Annotated in this window: 10 protein-coding genes; 5 read left to right on the top strand and 5 right to left on the bottom strand. The window is 44.1% G+C overall.

The window, feature by feature from the left end; genetic code table 11:
• Positions 1-196 precede the first annotated feature (196 nt).
• Positions 197-1,819: an alkaline phosphatase PafA gene (gene pafA / locus DN752_RS12175; RefSeq protein ID WP_112784197.1), complete on the top strand. Its 1,623-nt coding sequence runs from the start codon at positions 197-199 to the stop codon at positions 1,817-1,819.
• 126 nt (positions 1,820-1,945) lie between these two features.
• On the opposite strand, the gene DN752_RS12170 is transcribed toward pafA, so the two are convergent.
• The 4 genes from DN752_RS12170 to mfd all read right to left on the bottom strand — a co-directional run bounded on the left by DN752_RS12170 (position 1,946) and on the right by mfd (position 12,264).
• Entirely contained in the window at positions 1,946-4,747 is a 2,802-nt protein-coding gene (locus tag DN752_RS12170) for a YCF48-related protein (RefSeq protein WP_112784196.1), read from the bottom strand.
• 178 nt (positions 4,748-4,925) lie between these two features.
• Complete coding sequence (locus tag DN752_RS12165; RefSeq protein ID WP_112784195.1) at positions 4,926-7,358, bottom strand: S9 family peptidase; 2,433 nt, start codon at positions 7,356-7,358, stop codon at positions 4,926-4,928.
• A 156-nt stretch (positions 7,359-7,514) separates the two neighbouring features.
• Positions 7,515-8,744, bottom strand: coding sequence for a gliding motility lipoprotein GldJ (gldJ, locus tag DN752_RS12160; RefSeq protein ID WP_112784194.1), 1,230 nt, complete (start codon positions 8,742-8,744; stop codon positions 7,515-7,517).
• Between the two features lie 169 nt (positions 8,745-8,913).
• Complete coding sequence (gene mfd, locus DN752_RS12155) at positions 8,914-12,264, bottom strand: transcription-repair coupling factor (protein WP_112784193.1); 3,351 nt, start codon at positions 12,262-12,264, stop codon at positions 8,914-8,916.
• Between the two features lie 801 nt (positions 12,265-13,065).
• Here mfd and DN752_RS12150 point away from each other — a divergent pair.
• A complete protein-coding gene (locus tag DN752_RS12150; protein ID WP_162633204.1) occupies positions 13,066-13,653 on the top strand; it encodes a cytochrome c oxidase subunit 3 in 588 nt (195 codons plus the stop codon).
• A gap of 264 nt (positions 13,654-13,917) precedes the next feature.
• On the opposite strand, the gene DN752_RS12145 is transcribed toward DN752_RS12150, so the two are convergent.
• Complete coding sequence (locus DN752_RS12145; RefSeq protein ID WP_112784191.1) at positions 13,918-15,288, bottom strand: exopolysaccharide biosynthesis polyprenyl glycosylphosphotransferase; 1,371 nt, start codon at positions 15,286-15,288, stop codon at positions 13,918-13,920.
• Between the two features lie 204 nt (positions 15,289-15,492).
• Between DN752_RS12145 and DN752_RS12140 the strand changes: the two genes are divergently transcribed.
• The 3 genes from DN752_RS12140 (at position 15,493) to DN752_RS12130 (ending at position 18,965) form a co-directional block, all read left to right on the top strand.
• On the top strand, positions 15,493-16,179 hold the full coding sequence (locus tag DN752_RS12140; protein WP_112784190.1) for a methyltransferase domain-containing protein: 687 nt from the start codon (positions 15,493-15,495) through the stop codon (positions 16,177-16,179).
• Between the two features lie 381 nt (positions 16,180-16,560).
• Positions 16,561-17,988: an MBOAT family O-acyltransferase gene (locus DN752_RS12135; protein ID WP_112784189.1), complete on the top strand. Its 1,428-nt coding sequence runs from the start codon at positions 16,561-16,563 to the stop codon at positions 17,986-17,988.
• 5 nt (positions 17,989-17,993) lie between these two features.
• On the top strand, positions 17,994-18,965 hold the full coding sequence (locus DN752_RS12130; RefSeq protein WP_112784188.1) for a hypothetical protein: 972 nt from the start codon (positions 17,994-17,996) through the stop codon (positions 18,963-18,965).

The raw sequence follows: 18,965 nt of genomic DNA, 5'->3' as shown, positions 1-18,965 counted from the left end.
ATAAATGATAGGGGTATTTTGCGACAATTATTACAGGAAGGTTCGTTTTGATGCTAAATGGATACCATTCCTAAACTACATCTACCACTTATCGTTTTTAATTTACATCGTCTCTATACTTCACTAAAAATTTACATTGAATAAGGACATAATCATTAAATTTGTCAGTTACTGATCATTAAAAGAAGTGTTACACATGAAGAAGACTTTTCTTACCGGCCTAGCCGTGTTAATTGCCCTAGTGAGTTTTGCACAGGGTACCAAAAAACCAAAGTTGGTTGTTGGCATAGTAGTGGATCAAATGCGCTACGAATATTTGCATAAATTCAAGGACCGCTATACTGATGGAGGTTTTAAGCGTTTGATGGACGAGGGCTTCATGATGAAGAATGCCCATTACAATTATATTCCAACGTATACTGGCCCTGGCCATTCCTCAGTGTATACAGGTACCACGCCAGCGACACACGGTATCGTAGGAAATAACTGGTATGTCCGGGATCTTGGAAGAATGATTTATTGTGCAGAAGACAGTACCGTAAGTGCAGTGGGAGGTACAGAGAAAAACGGCAAGATCTCGCCAAGAAACATGTTGACCACTACGATTACCGATGAGCTCAGGCTATCTACCAACCAACGCTCCAAAGTAGTCGGGGTGGCAATAAAGGATAGAGGAGCCGCTCTTCCTGCCGGACACTTGGGGGATGCCTATTGGTTTGATAAGAACACCGGAGAATTCATGACCTCTACTTACTATAAAGAGGAAGTGCCTAAATGGTTAAAGAAATTTAACAATAAGAAATTGGCGCAAAAATACCTTTCCAATACGTGGAAGCCGCTTTACAACATCAAGACATATGTCCAAAGTGTAGAAGATAACAATGAATTTGAGGTACCGTTTATTGGGAGGGAAACCACTGATTTTCCGTATGATTTGGAAGAGCTTATGGAGAATAATGACGGTATAGGCCTTATCGCAGGCACACCTTTTGGCAATGACCTGACGTTGGATATGGCGTATGCGGCCTTGGAGGGTGAAGAGCTTGGTAAAGGCGACGAAACTGATTTTCTTGCGGTTAGCTTTTCTTCCACTGACTATGTGGGACATCGTTTTGGCCCCAGTTCTGTGGAGTTGGAAGATACCTACCTAAGACTGGACCAGGGGCTGGAAGAGTTTTTTGGCTACTTGGATAAAGAATACGGAGAAGGGGAATATTTGGTGTTCTTGACAGCTGACCATGCGGTGGCAGATGTGGTAAATTATTTCAAAAGCATGGACGTGCCCACGGGAAGTTTTGATTCACGATTTGCCCTTACCCAATTGAAGGGCTTCACCCGAGCGAATTATGGAGAAGGCGACTGGATCCTGAACACTTCCAATGATCAAATTTTTCTGAACAGACCATTAATTGCTGAAAAAGACCTAGACTTGGAAGAAGTACAGCGGGATATTGCCGATTTTATGCTACGTTTTGATGGTGTTAAGGAGGCTTATACCGCAGCGGATATGAAGCGTTTTGAATATACGGAAGGTAGAAAGCACTTGCTTCAGATGGGCTTTAACCATAAGGCATCTGGTGATGTGCTATTGATTTTGGAACCGGCTTGGCTGACCAATTCTTCCAGGGGAACTACCCATGGCACGGGATTTATTTACGACACCCATGTCCCTGTATTATTTTATGGGTGGAATGTAAAGCCTGGACAAAGTTCAAAGTACTGTACAATCACGGACATCGCCCCTACGATCTCCATGCTTCTTGATATCCGTATTCCGAATGGCGCAAGTGGACAGCCAATTCAGGAAATAACAGATTAAGAGATACCAGAGGTGGTCAAACCGAGTTATGTATTAACTCTGCGTTCAAACAATATCGCTTAAAATGGCCTTCCTGGGGACTACCGAATCAGGAAGGCCATTTTTATAAAATCAACAAAAAAGGCATTACTTTATCCACACTTTATCCACTGTCTTTCCAGCGCTAGTTTCCACCTCAACTAGCCAAATACCAGTGGGTAAGTTTTGTATATCAAAATCGAATATTCCGTCTTCAGTAGCTATTTTTCGTAGATATCTACCCAGTGGGTCGATGACCCTTATCGCACGGATATTTCCTACGCCTTTGACATTGATGTGGATATTTCCACTGGAAGGATTAGGGTAGATTTTTATTTCCGGTTTTTCGGGTTCATCAGCTATTCCTGTGATGAGGTTCACATTGATATTGAGCAGTTGGCTTTGGCCCTCATTGCATGCATTGGTAGGAATGACTTCCAGCGGAAAATCTCCTTCGTGTTCCCAGTTGATCACCACTGCGTGGGTACCCTGACCGGAGAGGATGGTTCCTCCATCAGTCCTCCATTGATAGTTGACCCCATCCACTGGGGTGACTTCATAAGGTTGTTCTTCCAGCCCGACTTGAACCAAGCCGGTGATGGCATCAGGCTGGGCAGGTGCTTGGATGACATTGATGGCTTTTGCGGTGGCAGTACCTTCTCCACAGGCATTTCTAGGAGTGGATGTGATCGTTTGTGCACCGGTGGCCTGCCAGGATACGGAAACATGAGCGGAACCTTGACCTGATTCGATACGGCCATTGCTTGCTTCCCAAATGTACTCCATGCCAGGAATGGAGTCTACTTCATAAGCTGCGCTGGCTTCTAAGCAGGCGACACCATTTCCGATGATTTCTTCTATTTGGGTTGGAGAGGTGGACACGGTGACTTCCAGTGCTTCGGTGGGGCCATCACCGCAGATATTTTGGCTTTTGACCAAGACGGCATTTCTTCCGGTATTCTGCCACTGGACCACGATCCTGTCAGTACCTTGACCTTCGAGTATTTCGCCTCCATCTATGCGCCATTCATAAGTAAGTTCATTGCCGTCTTCATGCGATAGGGTGTAGATTTGCTGGCTGAGACAGATGTTGTCCTGCCCTTCGATGAGGCCTGTTGACTTTGGGATTTCGCAGCTGTACTGATACACCATTCCAAAATCACCGACAGCATAGCCTGTCGTCGCATGTCCAAAGCTTAGGGAATGGAAATCCTGAAAGGTTTGGGTATCCACTAGTTCCCAAGTGCCCCCTTGGTCGGTGGTTTTTAGAAGCAATCCTTTGTTCCCCACGACAAAGCCCGTTTTGTCATCCAGAAAAGCTACGTCTTGTAGATGGTGGTTTGCCTCTGTATTTATAGCAATCCAACTGGCTCCATAGTCATTGGAAAGGAAGGCTTTGCCGTTATCGCCCACTATCATAGCTGTGGAATCATTTATGGCGGTTAGGCCATTAAGGTTTTCAGAAGTGCCCAGAGGGACCTTTTCCCAATTATCTTGTCCAGTATTTCTAAGAAGAAGGCCTTCTTCACCAATGATAAGACCAATCCCATTTTCAAAGAAACCTATGGCATAGGCGTCATAGGCTTGGTTCCCAAGATTGATAATGGACCAGTTGACCCCGCGGTTTTCGGTTTTGGCAATGAATCCATCCTGTCCTACGATGTACCCTTCGTTGACATCAAAAAAATGAAGCCCATAAAGGTCTTTGTCAGTGGCAGGGTTAAGAGCTGTCCAGGCGCTTCCCGAATTGGTGGTATTCAATACTGTTCCGTCATCACCCACTACATACCCAAATGCATTTGACTGGAAGGCAATAGCATTAAAATCAACCGCTAATGGCCGTGAAAAGTCAGCATAAGAACTGCCACCGTTGGTCGTGCGTAGAATGACGGCTTCCTTACCCGCAATGTATCCACGAGTATCTGATACAAAATCGGTGGAATGAAAGTCTTTTGGTGTGCCGGAAAAGAGCGCAGTCCAAGAGCTGCCAGAGTTGGTTGAGCTTAAGATAGTACCCGCTCCTGCAACAGCAATGACCGTGTTGGTACTTTGTTTATAGTCCAGGCCGTTGATCCGTTCAGTGGTCCGGCTATTTCGAACAGAAAAAGTAAGACCGGCATTGTCGGTATAGAGCACTGTTCCTTGTTCTCCTACAATGGCTCCAATGTCTGGGTCGTTACGGTTAAAGGCCACTCGCCGGTAGTGGTAGTTGGTGCCGCTTTGCAGAGATGTCCATTCAGTACCTGCGTCTATTGTCTTGAGGATCACGCCGCCGTTGCCCACGGCATAGCCTGTCGTGTCGTTGGTAAAATAGAGGCTGTTAAGGGAAGTGCTAACTGGGGCGGAGAGGGGTTGCCAAGATTGCCCCCCATCTGTAGTTTTTTGGATCTCACCTGTTGAGGTGGTCAGATAGCCTGTGCTTTGGTTGGTAAAATACAGGGAGTTGATGTCTGCAGAAGTGGCTAGGTCAATGGATGTCCAGGTGCTTCCGTTATCAGCGGAGTAGCGTAAGGTACCCGAGGTACCTGTTATCCACATGCTTGCTGCTGAGTGATAATATACTGTCAGCAAATCCTCCGAAATACCTAGGTCGAGTGTTTGCCAAGACAGGCCACCATTATGGGTGGTCAAAAGAGTGCCCCCTTCTCCCGCCATAGCGCCGTTTTGATGATCGAAGAAATCCACACTTAGCAATCGTGCTTCCGTGGGTACCGGCATTTCGCTCCAACTACTGCCACCATCGATGGATTTAAGCATGATACGGTCTCCAGAAGCAAAGGCTACATCCTCATTGACCCAGTGGATATCCGTCAGCTCATTTCCCCAGCTGCTTGTTCTTTTCCAGCTTTGGGCGACCACGGATGACGAAAGGGCCAGGGAGAAAAAAAACAGCAGTAGGTGTTTCTTCATATTGATAGGTTAGGTGTAGTGTTACTTGCAAAAATAAAGGTAAAATATGTTTTGAAGGTCTTTGTTTGGTGTTTATTCAGTAAACGTCACTGATAAATTACAAAAAAATCCCGCATATACCACTATGCGGGATTTTTGATTATATTTTATTTGTGATCCTGGGATGGCTGCTCATCGCTTACTCACCTTTGTTCTTTACCCATTTGTCTAGCCATTCGTTCATTTCGTACAAGGTGTGCATGATAGACTCTTGTGCCGCATAGCCGTGGCTTTCATTAGGCAAGAATACTAATCTGGCCGTGGCGCCATGTCCTTTCAAAGCATTGTAATATCGCTCTGACTGGATGGGGAATGTACCGGAATTATTGTCGGCTTCTCCATGGATCAGCAAGATGGGGGTTTTTACCTTGTCCGCATGCATGAATGGAGACATATTATAATAGACTTCAGGAGCTTCCCAATAAGTACGTTGCTCGTATTGAAACCCAAATGGTGTAAGTGTACGGTTATAGGCACCACTTCTGGCGATACCTGCGGCGTATAGGTTACTGTGGGAAAGTAAATTGGCTGTCATAAAAGCCCCGTAAGAATGGCCTCCTACTGCTATTCTATCCCTGTCACCAATGCCGCGGTCCACGATATAGTCTATAGCTGCTTCAGCATTTGCTACCAGTTGTTCGATAAAGAAGTCGTTGGGTTCCTGATCTCCTTCACCGACAATGGGCATTTCGGTCCGGTCCATAATGGCATACCCTTGGGTGATCCAATAGAGCGGAGTACCCCAATATAGCCTGGTAAACTCATATTTGGATCCTCTTACCTGAGCGGCTACTTCTTTGGACTTATATTCCCTAGGGTAGGCCCACATCAGGACAGGTAGGCTACCGTCTTTTTCAGGGTCATACCCTGCCGGGGTGTAGATGGTAGCAGACAGGTTAAGCCCATCATTTCTGGTGTAAGTGACCAGTTCTTTTTGTATTCCTTTAAGAGATGGATAGGGATCTTCGAATGTCGTCAACTGAATGGGAGCGATTCGTCTTTTTGTGTTGACCAACCAGTAATTGGGCTGGATGTCGGTACTTTGCTTTCTGGTGATGAAGCTGTGTCCCTTGTCATCCAGTACTTTTACGACTTGCTCGTAGTAAGGAGCTTGGCATCTCCAGATAATCTCCTGTTCTCCTGAGCTCACATCGTAGGTGCTGAGGAAAGGCATGCTCCCTTCGGGAGAACCACCTTCACTGGTCATAAAGAGTCGGCTCCCATTTCTGAGAAGTACATATTCTCCCAGTTCATTCGTCGTCATTACCGGATCTCCTGGATCGTTATAGATGTCCGAGTAGCTTCTTTCGATAAATGTTTTTTTCTGCTCACCTGGACGGGAAGGATTGATAAGGGAGCGTTTTTCCTGACGTGTGTCAAACCACCGTTCATTGAGTACTGCAAATTCTTTATCAGACCAGTCAATACTTGAGTACCTTAAACTAGTGGAAGTCAGTTTTAGTTTTTCACCTGTAAAAGGAGCTTCGAGTGTGTACACAATGTCGCGTTCCTTAATGTCTACTCTTGGATCGCCTCCATCTTGGGCCTCTGCCCAATAGAGGGTAGCAGGTACATCGTTTCGCCAGTTTACGGACCTAGGGCCGGTCACTGTCGCATCGAACCCTGTAGGTCTTACCTCATCCAGTGGGATTTCTGCTATCGTAATCTTCTCTGAGCCGTCTATAGGCCAAGCTTCTACATTGTAGGGAAATCTGTAAGCAGGGACCAAATAAGAGAAAGGGCGTTGAATCGCTTCTACGAGAACATATTGTCCATCAGGCGAAATGTCCATGGATTTGATCATGGCCGGGTTTCCTAGTGGCTTGGTGCTTCCGTCCAAATCGACGATCATCAACTGAGTGTCCATGAAATAGGCAAAAAGCTGCTCATCGTATTCGTTTTCAAGAAGGTCTTGGTACGTTCTACTTGGTGCGGCATTTCCGGAAGTTGATTGGATGATTGGGCTCGAGGGAACCTGTGGTTTTTCGGGCATAGTCCCACGGGCCGGATTGATAGTCTTCACCAAAAGCGAATTGTCCGGTAACCAAGTAAAAGCGGTGCCATAGGCATCATTGACAATATTATCGGTTATTTGCTTGGCGGTTTTGGTGGATAGGTCAGCGACCCATAGGCTGATACCATCATCTTCCACTAAGCCAAAGGCCAAATACTGCTCATCGTCAGACCAGCTAAGCCCGCTAATCTTAGGATTGTCGGGCAAACCCGAAATAGCTGTTTCTTGGCCTGATTTGACCTCTTTTACCTTGATGCCGCTGTAGGAAGAGGAGCGGCTTGGGCCGTTGGTCTTGGGGTTGATGCGGATGCCTCCGATCCGCAGTTCTGGTTGTGACACCTCTTTGAGGGTCTTGTATCCAGGTCTTTCCAGTATCAACATGACGTCCCCCTGTTTACTGAAGTATACAGATGGGGTCACGGGGGCATTTACCAGTTCCTGAATAGCCTGGGGCGGGGTTTTGTACCCGGTTTTTTCTTGGGCCGTGGCAGTTCCAAATAGAAAGGCCAAGCCCAATAAGCACATAAAGCGACTTGGGTTTCGAAAATTTAGGTTCATATTCTTATGGTTTATGCCGGCAAATTACAAAAAAAAGTACAGCATGGCTTACTGTTTAGAAACAGCCCAAAAGTAAAATTGATGAGCGGCAAAAATCCATAAAAAAAGGGTTGTCTCCATAGGAGAAACAACCCTTTTGATCAGTTAATTATTACTTTACATATCGTCAGCACCAACCGAAATCATGGCACATCTAAAGCCTATGTGGTTCGTGGCAGAATCTTGGTGCATAAACCGTCGGGTCCCTGGAGACAGCCAATAGGCAACATCTCTCCAGCTTCCACCTTTATACACACGATAGTTGTCGTCGATCAAAGTAGTACGGTAAGCTTCTTCATTATCATTGGTGCCGTCTCTTCTGAGGGGGTTCAAGTCTTCGAAGTCTTGGTAAGAAAGAGGTCTATAGACGTCTTCTACCCATTCGTTCATATTTCCTGACATATTATAAAGGCCAAAGTCATTGGGTGGATATTCGTATACGTTGGCAGGAATGATGTCTCCGTCATTGGAAACGCCTCCTGCAATACCCGCATAATCACCACGTCCCCTTTTGAAGTTGGCGAGCATGTCACCTTGACGGCCTTTTCGCTTTACATCATAGGGATTTCTCACTCCACGACCATCCCATGGGTAAATTCGGCCGTTTTCTTGGTTTTCGTCCAAGTATTGGGTGCCGATCATGGCCTTGGCGGCATATTCCCACTCTGCTTCATTAGGCAGGCGGTAGCTTGGCAGTACCACTCCACGTTCGATGAGCAGGTTTTTGCTCATAGTAGAGTCGAGCCCTTCTTTCTCACGATAAATCTCGTTGACGTATATGGTTCTCCAATCACAGTAGGCATTGGCTTGTTCCCAAGTGACACCGGCTACAGGGTAGAAATTAAATCCAGGGTGCCTAAAGTAATAGGTCGAGTAAACGTCATTGTAGGAGAGTGATTCTGTCCATACGTCTTCTCTTGGCTCCAGGCGCTTCACGGAGTCAGCACTGGTCCGGCTTCTCATGTTAAACAGAAACTCCTTATAGTCCAAGTTGGTCACTTCAGTTTCGTCCATGTAAAAAGAAGCGATGGTTACCGTTCTTTCTGCATTGTCACGAAAAGCCATGACGTCTTGTTCTTGGGTGCCCAGAACGGCACGACCACCCTGAATATATTTCAGTTTGGGACCCACTACGGGATCTTTTAATTTGACTACTGTAAACTGAGTGGTGTCTTCTTGGTCAAAATTAAAATCTGCACCAGTCGCTGCACTGATCTTTCCGGGGCTACCTGCGGTTCTTCTTCCGTAGGTGGGGCCGTTGTTCTTCGAACATGAGGCCATAAATGTCATTGACAGCATTAAAAATGCTGCAAAAACATAATTCATATTTTTGTTGCTTTTCACCATGTGAAAGTTGGTTTTTTCCTCGCTAAATAATACTGCTAATATATGATCAATAATAACATATCACAATATTTTTACTTTACGTTCATTTTATTAAACTCGCATTAAGCACCATAAATGAAAACTCCAAAGAGCGTAACAAATAAGGGAATTGAAAAGATAAAAACAAATTTTAAGTGCTCATTTCGCTGAGCCATTGCTTGGCTTTATCTACGGATTTTATGCCACCAATGGTAAGAATTAAACGATTTTTATGTTCTTTTATTTTACAGTACTTGCCATGACTTTGTATAAATTGGATGATTTTTCCAAAAACATCGGATTTAAAGTAGCTTTCCCTAGTGCTTGGTACAAAGTAGCATTTCATCTGATCGTTCTTCAATATAAGCTTTTCGAAGCCCAAGCGTTCCGCAAACCAGCGTAAACGGACTGTTTCGAACAGGTCCTTTACCACTTCGGGAATGGGGCCAAAGCGATCTAATACCGAATGGGCAAACTTCTCCAATTCTTCTTCTGTTTTGATATTGTCCAATTTTGAATAGAGATTAAGCCGCTCTGATATATTGGAGACGTAGTCTTCGGGGATCAATAATTCCATGTCTGTTTCGATCACACAATCCTGCACCAATACTTTTACTTTCTCTTTCAAGTCCACTTCAAAAAGGCTGGCAAACTCATTTTCTTTGAGTTCTTGGACCGCTTCATCTAGGATTTTGTGGTACATTTCAAAACCCAGATCCGTGATAAAACCACTCTGCTCGGCGCCAAGGAGATTTCCCGCTCCACGGATATCCAGGTCTCTCATGGCTACCTTGAAGCCGTCGCCCAAATCGGAAAACTCTTCCAAGGTCTGGAGCCGCTTCCTTGCTTCCGCAGAAAGACCGGACATCGGAGAAGTCAAGAGGTAACAGTAGGCTTTCTTGTTACTCCTTCCGACTCTTCCACGCATTTGGTGGAGATCACTGAGGCCAAACATGTGCGCCCTGTTGATGATAATGGTGTTGGCATTGGGAATGTCGAGTCCGGACTCGATGATATTGGTAGATACCAGTACGTCAAATTCTCCTTCGATAAACCTCACCATTACTTTTTCGAGTTGTTTGCCATCCATCTGTCCATGTGCTCCGGCCACTTTGGCATCTGGCACCAAGCGCATGATGAGATTAGCGATGGAGTCAATCTCTCCGACCCTGTTATGGACGAAGAACACCTGCCCGCCTCGCTGAAGCTCTCTGGCAACTGCATCACGGATGACTTCTTCCTCAAACGTGTGGATTTCCGTTGTTACTGGCTGCCTATTAGGCGGAGGAGTGGCGATCACAGAAAGGTCACGTGCTCCCATAAGCGAAAAGTGCAAGGTCCTGGGGATCGGCGTTGCGGTCAAGGTAAGTACGTCCACATTGACACGTAGTTCTTTTAACTGATCTTTTACTTTTACGCCAAATTTTTGTTCCTCATCGATGATGAGCAGTCCCAGATCTTTAAACTGAATATCTTTATTCACGATACGGTGTGTGCCGACAAGGATATCAATTTCTCCAGAGGTGACCTGCTTGGTGATTTCCTTGACTTCCTTGGTCGTACGGAAGCGGTTGATATAGTCCACTTTAACGGGAAACCCTTCCAAGCGTTCTTTGAAGGTCCGATAATGCTGCATGGCCAGAATGGTGGTAGGCACAAGCACGGCGACCTGCTTGCGGTCGTTAATGGCCTTGAAAGCTGCACGGATGGCCACCTCAGTTTTGCCAAAACCAACATCTCCACAGACGAGTCTGTCCATCGGGTAAGGTTTTTCCATGTCGATCTTCACGTCGCCGGTAGCTACTGCCTGATCTGGAGTGTCTTCAAAGATAAATGAGCTCTCCAGCTCCACCTGTAAGACACTGTCAGGAGCATATTGGTGTCCATGGGCATTTCTTCTTTTAGCGTATAGTGCAATGAGGTCTTTGGCAATGTCCTTGACTTTGCGCTTTACCTTTTTCTTTTTGTTGTCCCACTCGGGCGAGCCCAATTTAGACATGGTAGGCATGGTGCTTTCTTGACCAGCGTATTTGGATATCTTGTGCAGTGAATGGATGTTGACATAGAGGAGATCGTCGTCCCTGAAGATCAATCGTACTGCTTCTTGGAAGTTGCCGTTGATTTCCACCTTTTCGAGTCCGGCAAATCTGCCCACGCCGTAATCCACATGGACGACATAATCTCCCGCTTGAAGGGTTTTGAGCTCCTTAAGCGTGAGTGCTTTGGTCTTGCTGGCTTTTTTGGAGCTTTTGTACCGATGGTACCGCTCAAAAATCTGGTGATCGGTATAGCAAGCAATCATCACCGATTGGTCTATAAAACCTTCTCTGATGCTTACGGGCAGAGATTGGACTTTTAGTGTAGGGTCCAGCTCCTGAAAAATGTTCTGTAGCCGCTCCACCTGCTTTTCACTTTCCGAACAAATAATGTTCAGTAAACCCTTACGTTCGTTGTCCACCAAGTTTTCGACCAAGAGGTCAAAGTTTTTGTTGAATGAGGGTTGGGGTTTAATGTCAAAATCGAACGACTGGGATGTCGGTAGATGATACTGATTGCCAAATTCAATTTTGGTCAAGGGATCAAGGGACTGCAAGAATGCCGCACCATCATCAAAAAGGTTTTCCGGTTTGAGCACCAGGTGCTTGCTGCCGGTCTGATCGACGATTTTTTCAAAATGCTGGTTGGCTTTTTCGAAAGCATTGTCCAGCATGTCCATGGTGAACTGGAGATCCTTGATCCATACACAGGTTTCTGTTGGCATGAAGTCCGTGAAGGATTGCCGCACCTCCTGCATCAGTTTGGTCTGTACATTGGGAATAATGCTGATGTGGTCGAGCTCTTCCTTGGATAGTTGGCTCTCCGTGTCAAAAGTCCTGATACTCTCTATTTCTTTGCCAAAGAGCTCTATGCGGTAAGGGGATTCATTGGCGAAGGAGAATACATCGAGAATGCCCCCGCGTATGGCAAATTGGCCAGGCTCGTATACAAAATCCGTTTTTTCGAAGTCATAAGTGCTCAGCAGTTCGGCAATAAACTCCATATCCACTTTCTCGCCTACCTTAGCGGTAAAGGTGTTTTCTTGGAGGGATTTTTTATTGACGACTTTTTCGCAAAGTGCCTCTGGATAGGACACGATAACCTCCATGTCGTTTTCCTTGGAGAGCACTTTGTTCAGGATTTCTGCGCGCAGCAATACATTGGCATTGTCTACTTCTTCATGCTGATAGGGGCGCTTATAAGAAGATGGGAACACGTGCGGCTCCACCTTGTCCAAGAGGCTACTGAGGTCACTCGCCAGATAGGCGGCTTCTTCTTTGTCGTGCGCGATGATCAGGTGGCTACTGCTGCGGAGATTTATAAAGGCAGCCAATAGGACCATGTCCATGCTGCCTGAAATGCCCTTAAAAGCAAAATTGCTGCCAGCAGCAGCCTGAACGGCCTTGGCCACTGTTTTGATATAGGAGTCTTGCTCGTAAAGGGTGAGAAATGCTTTCTTTTCCAAAATAAATAGTTCTTGTTTAGGAAGATGACAGGGTTTTCCCTTCAGTCTGCAAGTTAAAAAAAAAGCGATAGATTCTGGCGCACAAAGGCTGCCATCCTCTGGGCAAAGGTAGTTAACTTGAGTTCGATTTGAAAACTGTCCCTGTGGAGTAGTTGCACTGCAAGGCGTTGGATATGATCCGTTATGGCGTTTTTTCTACATCCTTGCGAGGAAGTATGACGAAGCAATCTCATCTTCAACCCGGATTATGCATTAGGAATCGTAGTGAGAGCTGAAATTGCAAGAAAATCAGTTAGTTTGGAGGCATTAGCGTAGCACCGCTACGCTAATGCCGAAAACTAAAGTGAAACGGCTGATTTTGAAGCAGTTTAAGGTCGCAACAGATAGGCTAATGCATATTCCGGGTTCAAACGAAAGCTTGCTTCACTCCGCTGTCGCTGCGATGGCATTGACGCATTGATATCGATTTTATTATTGAACTCAAGTATTTAGCACCAAAAATTGTCAAACCCATAAAGTCAAGTAACATAGGAACGGCAGTTATAATGGCCAATTGGGATAATGTTAGCGATTATCCATGTCTTTTGCGGGTTCATATCGAATCCTTGACCGAACGTAGGTTTACAGAATGCTGGGAGAAATTGGAGAGAAAGGCCCTTAACTGCAACCATTCGATAAAAAAATAAGTTGACCTAATTGATGCCAGGCGTTTGTGTTCCGCTCAAAGAGTAGCTGTAATAATGCCTGTATAATTCACCACTTGAATATCCTGAGAAGATGAAAAAAGCCCCTGCACCTAGCATGATCACGAAAGCTGAAAAACTTCATCCTTACCAGCTGTTGGTTTACTTGGGCATGATTGGTAGTAGTATTGTTTTTGTTTTTTTAGCAGTAGCATTTTTACTGACGTTCATACAAGATAACACACTAAAGACACATCATCTTCCGTGGCCGTTTTGGCTAAGTACAGCGCTGCTTCTGAGTGGTAATATATGGGTTAGAAGACTAAATTATTATTTAAAAATCGACGCTTCGTTGTTGTTAAAGAAGGCACTTTGGTCGATTTTTCTCGTTGGGATTGTATTTGTGGGTTTTCAAGTATGGGGATGGATAGAGCTGGATCGACAGGATCTTTTGTTTACCGGGATTCCCAGTGGTAGTTACTTGTACGTCCTTACGGGCATCCATATTGTCCATCTGCTGGGTGCTGTGATTTTTGTTTTGATGATGATTTATGAAGTCCACCAAGTGGTGGTCAATCCTATAAAGGAGCTTGTTTTTAGAAACAACCCTTACGTGGGCATGAGGATAAAGCTATTTGTTCTGTACTGGTATTTTGTAGAAATCGTCTGGCTGGTGTTACTTTTACTATTTGCCTTGGCTTTTTAAACCCGGTTTACGAATTTTGGGGCCGTCATGAGACATTTGCCAACTGGAGAGGGTAATTTCACCCAATGAATAATAGTCACTAGGGTAATAGGTGCCCAGATTGTCGGGTAACGTACAAATCTGTATGGAATGACAAGTGTCACATTCCAAATAACGAAACTTGTCACGAGTGCCAAACAACATTTCCCGGACTTCATGGATTTTGTTTCGATTATTGTTTCCGCAAAGCTTGCAGGTTACATCAGGAGAGGTGTCCATGTTATTTTAATACACATTTTCCCGGTTCATCCCCATTTCATGGATGGTTCTGAAAACAATCTTTAAGTCCATCCACAAGGTCCAGTTTTGGATATAAAAATAATCCAGACGTACTCGTGACCGAATTTGGTAAGGTTTAATGATTTCACCACGATAGCCTTTCACTTGTGCCAGCCCAGTGATGCCGGGTTTGATCTTGTGACGGGCATTGTATTTTTCGATTTGTGTCTTGAATGTCTCATTCATAGGGACAGTATGCGGACGAGGGCCTACGATAGACATGTCACCGATCAGTACGTTCAAAAACTGCGGCATTTCGTCCAAGGAAGAGCTACGGAGAAATCTACCTATGCGCGTAACCCTTGGATCGTTTTTAGTAGCTTGATGGGTGTCAGCATAATCATTTGGCGTCATGGACCGAAACTTAAGGCACTTAAAGACGCGGTTGTTTTCCCCATTTCTAAGCTGGATGAAGAAGATGGGGCCTTGAGATTCCAGTCTGATCAAAAAGCCAACGAGAGGGATCATCCAACTCAATATAAAGATGGTAACCACCAAAGAAAATAAAATGTCAAAGGCTCGCTTGCACACCCTGTTGACGGCGTTGTCCAAGGGGATGGCATTTACATTGATGACGAAGAAGTCCCCATACTTGGAGAAAGATAGTTTTTTCTCCAATTGTAGACTCCCGCCCGGAATCACTTTGACTTTAATATAATGTTCGTCAGCATAGTGGACGATTTTCTTGATAGTGGGCAGATCAAGGCGCTCGTTGATATAGATAAGGTCCAGCTCCATGTTCTTTACTTCAGCAAAAAAATCAGTTAAATTTCCACGTGTCTCCACGCATGAGCTCATTTCGTCATAGTAGCCTAGGAAGTTGATCCCAAAATCCCTTCTGGTTTGGAAGACTTTTGCCAGTTTAAAGCTGGTGCCGCCTTTTCCGATGATGACTGCATTTCGATAGTTTCCCCCATGAGAGCGGTATTGCTTGAGTGCGATGTGCGCCCCCACTCTGTACAGACTGAGCAACAAGGTCATGGATGCCGCATCAATAAGTAGGAACAACCTGCTCAAGTGATAAGCCTGAAAAGCAATCCACAGGACAGAAATAATGGAAAAGAACCACAATATCGTCCCAAAGAGCTTCTGAAGGGTAAAGAAATAATCCGTAGTCCTCCCTACTTTATAGTCTTTGCGAAAGGCAGCTAAAATCACCCATATGAGCAAATATGCACCGTAAAGCAACGGGTTCATGTTACTAATGACCACTATTTTGCTGACAATGTAGTTTGTCAGAAGCAGGGAAAGTGCTATTACCAAAACATCACCAAGGAGAAATAACCAAGGAAAGTATTTGTAAAACCGTCTCGCCATAAAAATTTTTAACTTCACTAAAATTTTGCAACGCTACAGCAATTTAAATACCATTTCTTTTCGTTGTAAAAAATTGCTAATGCTTTCTTAAAATAGTAGTTGTTTTTTTTAACAGAATGTGTCGTAAAATTACAAAAAATTATCTTTTATTCAGCATTAATTATCTGTTAATCTATTTTTGGATGAGCAAAAACATTTCGAAACATGATCAATCACCTTAAGAACCTTCTTGCCGCTTCAAATCATCCCCAGTCATTAGGTATGAAATTTAGAAAAGCACGGTTCCAGTTTTTTGAAGATTTATTCCTGAAGCAATTTGTCGATCAGCCTAAGGTCACTATCCTGGATGTGGGGGGAACCCAACAGTTTTGGAAAGATCAGTCACTGCTCGACAGTGGCAAAATTGAGGTGATCCTACTTAACCTGTCCGAAGTGCCCATCAGTGCACCGCACATCACCAGCAAGGCAGGTGATGCTACGGACCTGTCGGCTTATGGGGACAAGTCCATTGATCTGGTTTTTTCGAATTCTGTCATTGAGCACCTGTATACCTGGGAAAACCAACAGAAAATGGCAGCAGAGATTAGGAGAGTGGGAAAACGTCATTTTGTACAGACACCCAATAAGTATTTTTTCCTAGAGCCTCATTATGCCCTGCCTTTTTTTCAGTACCTGCCCAAATCCCTTGGACATAGCATACTTACCAAGACGAAGATGAGCCGGTTCAGAAAATGGGGCCATCAGGAAGCGCAGCAATATTTGGATGAAATAAGACTGATTTCAGAAAAGGAAATGACCCAATTGTTTCCCAATAGTAAAATGTATTATGAGAAATTTGGGTGGATGAACAAGTCCTTCATTGCCCATGACTTTGTAATCTCGAACAGCTAAGTGGCTTGCATGGATGAGAACCTCCTTGGAATTTAGCAAGAATAATAACTGCCCAGTGAAAAATATATAGAACCAACCTTACCCGATACACACTAACTAAACGGCATCCAAATCGCGTTTAGTGACATTGTTTGATAATTTGGAGAAGATTACTCGGTCTCTTATGAAATAGAAAGGTTGTTTATAACGATTAAAATGTTTTTTAAATACAATAATTTGATTTTAAAATTTTTATTTCGTTAGTTTACAAAACCAAGCCTTGGGATGGTTTTAAAGCATTCATGGATTTTTTTAAAAGAGAATCTTGCTCAAAAACGATTTTATAAGGAAGGTAAAAGGAACTATTACTATACTATATAACGCCTATTGTAGGTTATCATTATGCTTACAACCTCGTTAGAATTTGCCTTGTTTTTACCGATTGTGTTTGTTCTGTATTGGTTTGTTTTGAAGAACAGCCTTAAGCTACAGAATGCCCTTATTTTGGTGGCGAGCTATGTATTTTATGGTTGGTGGGACTGGCGTTTTTTGGTTTTGATTGCCATCAGCAGTGCTGTAGACTATGTGGTGGGGATTTTTCTAAACACCACTTCGACCAAGTCCAAAAGAAACGCCTTATTGGGCATTAGTCTTTTGGTAAACTTGGGCATGTTGGGATTTTTTAAGTATTACAATTTTTTTCTGGACAGTTTTGTCGATGCTTTTACACTTTTCGGATTTAGTCTATCCCCTGATCGGCTTCAGATCATCTTACCGGTGGGGATCAGTTTTTACACATTGCAGACATTGAGCTATACCATTGATGTCTATGACCGGAAGCTGAAGGGAACGAAAGACTTTTTGGCGTTTTTTGCCTATGTGAGCTTTTTTCCACAGTTGGTGGCCGGTCCTATTGAGCGTGCCACCCAACTTCTTCCCCAGTTTCAGCAAAAGCGAACATTCGATTATACTAAGGCATCCGATGGCATGCGGCAGATCCTTTGGGGGCTTTTTAAGAAGATCGTGGTGGCGGATAACCTGGCGGTATATACCTATACGATTTCAATGAACTATCAAGACCATAGCGCGAGTACTTTATTGATGTGCCTGGTTATGTTTTCATTCCAATTTTACTGTGATTTTTCTGGTTATTCGGATATCGCTATTGGTACAGGGAGGCTGTTTGGGTTTAACCTGATGAAGAATTTTGATTATCCGATTTTTGCCAGAAGCATTCCAGAGTTGTGGCAGAAGTGGCATATATCTCTTTTTACTTGGTTTCGGGATTATATTGTGAGGCGTCTGAAAGGATTCAGAAAATGGCAAGTAGCCAGAAACATCCTTATAATATTTTTAGTGACCGGTTTGTGGCATGGAGCTGCATGGACCTATTTGACATGGGGCTTGCTGCATTCACTGTTGTTTATGCAGTTTATCTTTCTGGGAAGAAAGAAATTCAAAACCCCTGTGGCAGCGGGAAAGTTATTGCCTAGTCTAGGGGAATTTGGACTTATGGTAAAGACATTTATGTCTTTTACGTTATTGGCACTGTTTTTCTTTATCCAGCCACTTTCCAAATGTTTCTCCTATTTGGGCTCCATGATTGATTGGTCCATTTTTGCTGTGCCGCTCCTGCCCGAAAATAGGGCTTTGGCAGGAATAGGTTTGCTTTTGGTGATAGAGTGGTTGCAGCGGGAGAAAGAGCATGGCCTGGAACTGTCAGGAAGCCCAATACCAAAAATGGTTAGGTGGGGTGTTTATTATGGGCTATTGTTCGCGGTTTTTTATTATGGTGGCCAGCCTCAGGATTTTCTGTACTTTCAATTTTAATCGCTATGAATAGGTTTTTGCTCAATATCATTGCTTTTGCTATTCCTTTGGGTTTGATTTTCTTTCCGATGGAAATTTACCTTCGTGACAATATTTATCAGGCAAAAAGCGATTATCTGACGGCTCATAAGGATGAAATAGAAGCCCTCATCATGGGACCTTCCTATACGTGGAGAGGTATCGACCCTTTGGAATTAGAGATTCCGACTGCCTCGCTGGCCCATGAGGCCAGTGCCATCAATACCAACCTGATGCTTTTTGATAAGTACGGCCCGAGTTTGCCTAAACTTAACTATGTCCTTTTTGATCTGTCTCTAGGGTATATGGAGAATGATAATGACCAAAAATGGGAAAGTAACCACTTGTTCAATATTTACTATGGAATAAAAAATTACCCTTCGGAGATTAAGAACAACTTTTTGCTCACAGCAAATTTTAAGTTTTACGTTAAGCTTTTTTGCGCATATATGGAGGATGAGGAGAATATCGAGCGTTTTAATGAAAGTGGCTTTGTTTATAAAGTGTCCACGTATAACAATCTATTTAGGAGTTTCGAATATGATACTGTCCAGCTTAAGGCATCCGGAGAACTCTTTAAACGCTTGGTGTACCAAAATACCATTCATGATGATTATTACCAGAAAAATGAGCGGTTGCTAAAAGAGATGGTCGCTACTTGCAAAGAAAGAGGAATCCAAGTGATCTTTGTTTCTCCTCCAAAATTCCACCTGAACAATGAAGCTGCTACCGAGGAAATCAAGGCCAGAAGGGAACAGTTCCTGAGCCAATTCGAGAAAGACGAAGACGTGTGGTTCTGGAATTACGAGCATTTGCTTGAGGACAACCCCCACTACTTCTTGGACAATACACACCTCAATCCAAAAGGAGCTGAAATATTCACTGAGATCATCAACAAGCGGCTGTTGGAACGCACTGTCCCCCAACAGCAAGCATCACTTTTGACGAGCGGGTATTAA

Source organism: Echinicola strongylocentroti, assembly GCF_003260975.1.
GTDB lineage: Bacteria > Bacteroidota > Bacteroidia > Cytophagales > Cyclobacteriaceae > Echinicola > Echinicola strongylocentroti.
Note: the sequence above shows the minus strand (reverse complement) of the source record. Positions and strands in the feature narration are given on the sequence as shown.

Excerpts from the sequence above, each read along its gene's own strand:
- DN752_RS12150 (WP_162633204.1), top strand. The coding sequence starts at position 13,066 with ATGATCACGAAAGCTGAAAAACTTCATCCTTACCAGCTGTTGGTTTAC.
- DN752_RS12165 (WP_112784195.1), bottom strand. The coding sequence starts at position 7,358 with ATGAACCTAAATTTTCGAAACCCAAGTCGCTTTATGTGCTTATTGGGC.
- gldJ (WP_112784194.1), bottom strand. The coding sequence starts at position 8,744 with ATGGTGAAAAGCAACAAAAATATGAATTATGTTTTTGCAGCATTTTTA.
- DN752_RS12130 (WP_112784188.1), top strand. The coding sequence starts at position 17,994 with ATGAATAGGTTTTTGCTCAATATCATTGCTTTTGCTATTCCTTTGGGT.
- DN752_RS12170 (WP_112784196.1), bottom strand. The coding sequence starts at position 4,747 with ATGAAGAAACACCTACTGCTGTTTTTTTTCTCCCTGGCCCTTTCGTCA.
- DN752_RS12145 (WP_112784191.1), bottom strand. The coding sequence starts at position 15,288 with ATGGCGAGACGGTTTTACAAATACTTTCCTTGGTTATTTCTCCTTGGT.
- DN752_RS12140 (WP_112784190.1), top strand. The coding sequence starts at position 15,493 with ATGATCAATCACCTTAAGAACCTTCTTGCCGCTTCAAATCATCCCCAG.
- pafA (WP_112784197.1), top strand. The coding sequence starts at position 197 with ATGAAGAAGACTTTTCTTACCGGCCTAGCCGTGTTAATTGCCCTAGTG.
- DN752_RS12135 (WP_112784189.1), top strand. The coding sequence starts at position 16,561 with ATGCTTACAACCTCGTTAGAATTTGCCTTGTTTTTACCGATTGTGTTT.